The 4,682-nt window shown below is 66.3% G+C and carries 4 protein-coding genes; all 4 read left to right on the top strand.

Annotated features, from left to right (window positions below):
- The first annotated feature begins 174 nt into the window (after nt 1–174).
- The 4 genes from potA (at nt 175) to DCO49_RS19440 (ending at nt 4,510) form a co-directional block, all read left to right on the top strand.
- On the top strand, nt 175–1,311 hold the full coding sequence (gene potA, locus DCO49_RS19455; protein ID WP_116865389.1) for a polyamine ABC transporter ATP-binding protein: 1,137 nt from the start codon (nt 175–177) through the stop codon (nt 1,309–1,311).
- Nucleotides 1,308–2,240, top strand: coding sequence for an ABC transporter permease subunit (locus tag DCO49_RS19450; protein ID WP_116865388.1), 933 nt, complete (start codon nt 1,308–1,310; stop codon nt 2,238–2,240). The genes potA and DCO49_RS19450 overlap by 4 nt, the downstream gene beginning before the upstream one ends.
- Nucleotides 2,237–3,079 (top strand): ABC transporter permease subunit, encoded by an 843-nt coding sequence (locus DCO49_RS19445; RefSeq protein WP_116865387.1) that lies wholly within the window; start codon nt 2,237–2,239, stop codon nt 3,077–3,079. Before DCO49_RS19450 ends, DCO49_RS19445 begins: the two co-directional genes overlap by 4 nt.
- A gap of 66 nt (nt 3,080–3,145) precedes the next feature.
- On the top strand, nt 3,146–4,510 hold the full coding sequence (locus tag DCO49_RS19440; protein WP_116865386.1) for an NAD-dependent succinate-semialdehyde dehydrogenase: 1,365 nt from the start codon (nt 3,146–3,148) through the stop codon (nt 4,508–4,510).
- Nucleotides 4,511–4,682: the final 172 nt, after the last annotated feature.

Here is a 4,682-nt window from a genome sequence, read left to right as displayed (position 1 = left end):
CTACCAGAACGATGCCACCCGGAACCGTTGACGCCGCCGCGCACCCTGGTAGCGCCGGGCCATGCCCGGCGAGCGCAGCGGCCAGACACCCGCCCGCCACAGCCTGTCATACCGTCATCGCCCCCCGGCCGGTAGAATGGCCACCGCTGTCCACCGCCCGCTCCCGGAGCCCCCATGCCCGTTGAAGCCCAGCCGGAAGCCGCCGTCGTCGATGCGAACGGTGCGTCCGGCTATCTCTCCATTCGTGACCTGCGCAAGGAATTTGATGGCTTCGTCGCCGTCGACGACGTCAACCTTGACGTTCGCAAGGGTGAGATCTTCGCCCTGCTCGGTGGCTCGGGCAGCGGCAAATCGACCCTGCTGCGCTGCCTGGGCGGCTTCGAGACGCCCACCAAGGGCAGCATCATCCTCGATGGCCAGCGCCTGGACGCGCTGCCGCCGTACCAGCGGCCGGTCAACATGATGTTCCAGTCCTACGCCCTGTTCCCGCACATGACGGTCGAGCAGAACATCGCCTTCGGCCTTAAGCAGGACGGTCTGGCCAAGGACGCGATCAGCCGGCGCGTGGGCGAGATGCTCGACCTGGTGCAGATGGCCCACCTGGGCAAGCGCAAGCCGCACCAGCTCTCCGGTGGCCAGCAGCAGCGCGTGGCGCTGGCGCGGTCGCTGGCCAAGGGGCCGAAGCTGCTGCTGCTGGACGAACCGATGGGCGCGCTGGACAAGAAGCTGCGCTCGCAGATGCAGCTGGAACTGGTCAGCATCATCGAATCGTCGGGCGTGACCTGCGTGATGGTCACCCACGACCAGGAAGAGGCCATGACCATGGCCACCCGCATCGCGGTGATGGATGCCGGCTGGATCCAGCAGGTCGGCAAGCCCGATGAGGTCTACGAGCAGCCGGCCAACCGCTTCGTCGCCGGCTTCATCGGCTCAGTCAACCTGTTTGAGGGTGTCATCGACGAGGACCTGCCAGAGTACGTGACCGTGCGCTCGCCGCTGTTCCCCGCACCGGTCTACATCGCCCACGGCATCACCTGCTACGAAGGGCAGCCGGTCGCGTTCGCGCTGCGCCCGGAAAAGGTGATGATCGGCAAGGACGAACCGGAAGCGCCGACCAACAAGGCGCAGGGCGTGATCGAGGACATCGCCTATTTCGGCAGCCACTCGGTCTACCACGTACGCCTGCCCAGCGGCGCCAAGGTGCTGGCCAACTTCGCCAACTCGCAGCGCTGGGCCAGCGATGGCCTGACCTGGGGCGATGAAGTGTGGGTGCACTGGCGCGACAACGACGGCGTGGTGCTGACCTCATGAGCGGGGCAGGCCTGAAGCGCTGGCTGCCGGGCACGCGTGCCACGGTCATCGGCATTCCCTACCTGTGGCTGCTGCTGTTCTTCGCGGTGCCGTTCCTGATCGTGCTGATGATCAGTTTTTCGCACAGCCGGGTCGGCTCGCCGCCGTACACCTGGCTGCTGCAGTACGTCGATGGCGCGTTCTCGCTCAAGCTCAACCTCGAGAATTACCTGGCGCTGTTCCGCGATTCGATCTACGCCCAGGCGTTCCTGAGCTCGATCAAGATCGCGGCAATCTCCACCTTCCTCACCCTGGTGATCGCCTACCCGATGGCCTATGCCATCGCGCGCCTGTCGCCGGCCGCGCGCAACGTGGCGATGATGCTGGTGGTTCTGCCGTCGTGGACCTCGTTCCTGATCCGCGTGTATGCATGGAAGGCGATCCTGGACCGCAACGGCCTGCTCGACCAGTTCCTGCAGTTCACCGGCCTGCAATCGCTGATGACCCGCATGGGCCTGCCCAAGCTGCAGCTGATCGACACACCGACTGCGGCCTATATCGGCATCGTGTACTGCTACCTGCCGTTCATGGTGCTGCCGCTGTACGCCAACCTGGTCAAGCATGACCATCGCCTGCTGGAAGCGGCCTACGACCTCGGCGCCAAGCCGTGGCAGGCATTCCTGCGCATCACCCTGCCGTTGTCAAAGGCGGGCATCATCGCCGGCTGCATGCTGGTGATGATCCCGGCGGTGGGTGAATTCGTGATTCCGGAAATGCTCGGCGGCTCGGAAACGCTGATGGTCGGCCGCCAGCTGTGGAACGAGTTCTTCAACAACCGCAACTGGCCGGGTGCTTCGGCGATGGCGGTGGCGATGATCCTGCTGCTGCTGGTGCCCATCCTGTGGTTCAACCGTTCCCAGCAGCGCCTGCTGGAAGGGAAGCAGGCATGAGCCCGCGTAGCGCAAAGGGCCTGGGCCTGGGCGTGCTGCTGCTCGGTTTCGCCTTCCTGTACCTGCCGATCCTGCTGCTGATGTTCTATTCGTTCAACAGCTCGCGGCTGGCGATGGTCTGGGCCGGGTTCTCCACCCGCGCCTACAGCGACCTGTTCGCCGACCGCGCGCTGATGGACGCCATGTGGACCAGCCTGGTGGTGGCGTTCTGGACCGCCTGCACCGCGACCGTGCTGGGCACGCTGGCGGCGATGGTGATGACCCGCTTCCGCCGCTTCCGCGGCAAGCAGGTGTTCGGTGCGCTGGTCACCGCGCCGCTGGTGATGCCCGATGTGATCCTCGGCTTCTCGCTGATGGCCCTGCTGGCCTCGATGGGCGCCATTCCCGGCTTCCCGGCACGCAGCCTGGCCACGATCTGGATCGCCCACGTCACCTTCACCCTGTGCTTCGTCACCGTGGTGGTGTCCTCGCGCCTGCAGGAAATGGATCTCTCGCTGGAAGAAGCGGCGATGGATCTCGGCGCCAGCCGCCTGACCGTGTTCGGCCGCATCACGTTGCCGATCATCGCCCCGGCACTGGTGGCGGGCTGGCTGCTGGCCTTCACGCTGTCGCTGGATGACGTGGTGGTGGCCAGCTTCGTTGCCACGCCGGGCTCGACCACCCTGCCGATGAAGGTGTTCGCCTCGGTGCGCATGGGCATCAGTCCGAAGATCAACGCGCTGGCGACCCTGCTGGTGTCGGCGGTTTCGGTGGCCGCGGTGATCGGCTGGTACATCAACGCGCGTGCCGAGAAGCGGCGCCAGCGCGACCTGCAGCTGGCCCGCCAGGACAACGGCTGAGGCCGCAGCCACATCCGGCTCACGGCCGGCGGCGCACAATGGGGGTCTTCCAGAAGGAGATCCCCCATGACTGTCGAGATCGTCAACCCGGCCACCGGCCAGGTGACCTACCGCCATGAACTGATGGGCGCTGCCAACATCGAGCAGCGCCTGCAGGCCGCCGCCGATGCGTTTCCAGGCTGGGCAGATCGTTCTCTGCAGGACCGCGGTGCCATCCTGCGCCAGATCGCCGCGCAGCTGCGCGCACGCCGCGACGACCTGCAGCGGGCGATGACCGGCGAGATGGGCAAACTGAAGGTCGAGGCCTTGGCCGAGGTCGAAAAATGCGCGGCCGCCTGCGAGTTCTACGCCGACCACGCTGCGGATTACCTGAAGCCGCAGATCATCGACACCGAGGCGCAGCGCAGCTACGTGCGCTATGAGCCGATCGGCTGCGTGTTCGCGGTGATGCCGTGGAATTTCCCGATCTGGCAGGTGTTCCGTTTCCTCGCCCCGGCCTTCATGGCCGGCAACGTGGCCCTGCTCAAGCACGCCAGCAACGTACCGCAGTGTGCCGACCTGATCCTGGCGGTGTGCCGTGACGGTGGCCTGCCGGCGGGTGTGTTCGACGTGCTGCACATCGACAACGACCAGGCCGCCGAGGTGCTGCGCGATGCGCGGGTGAAGGCGGTGACCCTGACCGGCAGCGAGCGGGCAGGGCGCTCGATCGCCTCGAATGCCGGCAGCCAGCTGAAGAAATCGGTGATGGAGCTGGGCGGCAGCGATGCCTTCGTGGTGCTCGAGGATGCCGACCTGGACAAGACCGTGGCCGCGGCCGTGAAGTCGCGCTTCGACAACAGCGGGCAGACCTGCATCGCGGCCAAGCGCTTCATCGTGGTCGAGGCGGCGGCCGATGCATTCACCCAGCGCTTCGTCGACGCCGCTGGCCAGCGCCAGTACGGTGATCCCAACGACGGCACCACCACGCTGGCACCGATGGCCCGTGCAGACCTGCGCGACGAGCTGCACAAGCAGGTGCAGGCCAGCGTGGCCAAGGGCGCGCGCGTCCTGATGGGCGGTGAGCCGATTGCCGGAACCCACGCGGGCTATCCGGCCACCGTCCTCGACCAGGTGGGACCGGGCATGCCGGCCTACGACGAGGAACTGTTCGGGCCGGTGGCGGCGGTGATCCGGGTCAAGGATGAAGCCGAGGCGCTGCGCGTGGCCAACGACACCCGTTTCGGCCTGGGCGGCAGCGTGTGGACCGGCGACGTGGTGCGCGGCGAGCGTTTCGCACAGCGTATGGAATGCGGCGCGGCGTTCGTCAATGCCATCGTCAAGAGTGATGCGCGGCTGCCGTTCGGCGGCAGCAAGGAATCGGGCTTCGGCCGCGAGCTGGCCGACCACGGCATCCATGAGTTCATGAACATCAAGACCGTCTACGTGGCCTGACGCCCGCCTCTGTAGAGTTGAGCCATGCTCGACTACGCTGTGCCGTTGTAGAGCCGAGCCCATGCTCGGCTCCTCTGCGCCATTGTAGAGTCGAGCCATGCTCGACTTCTCTGCGCCGTTGTAGAGTCGAGCCATGCTCGACTGCTGTGGCAGGCAGCAGTCGAGCATGGCT

Origin of the sequence: Stenotrophomonas sp. SPM, assembly GCF_003105135.1 — a bacterium.
Lineage (GTDB): Bacteria > Pseudomonadota > Gammaproteobacteria > Xanthomonadales > Xanthomonadaceae > Stenotrophomonas.
The sequence above is the reverse complement of the archived record's forward strand: the minus strand, read 5'-3'. Positions and strand labels throughout refer to the sequence as shown.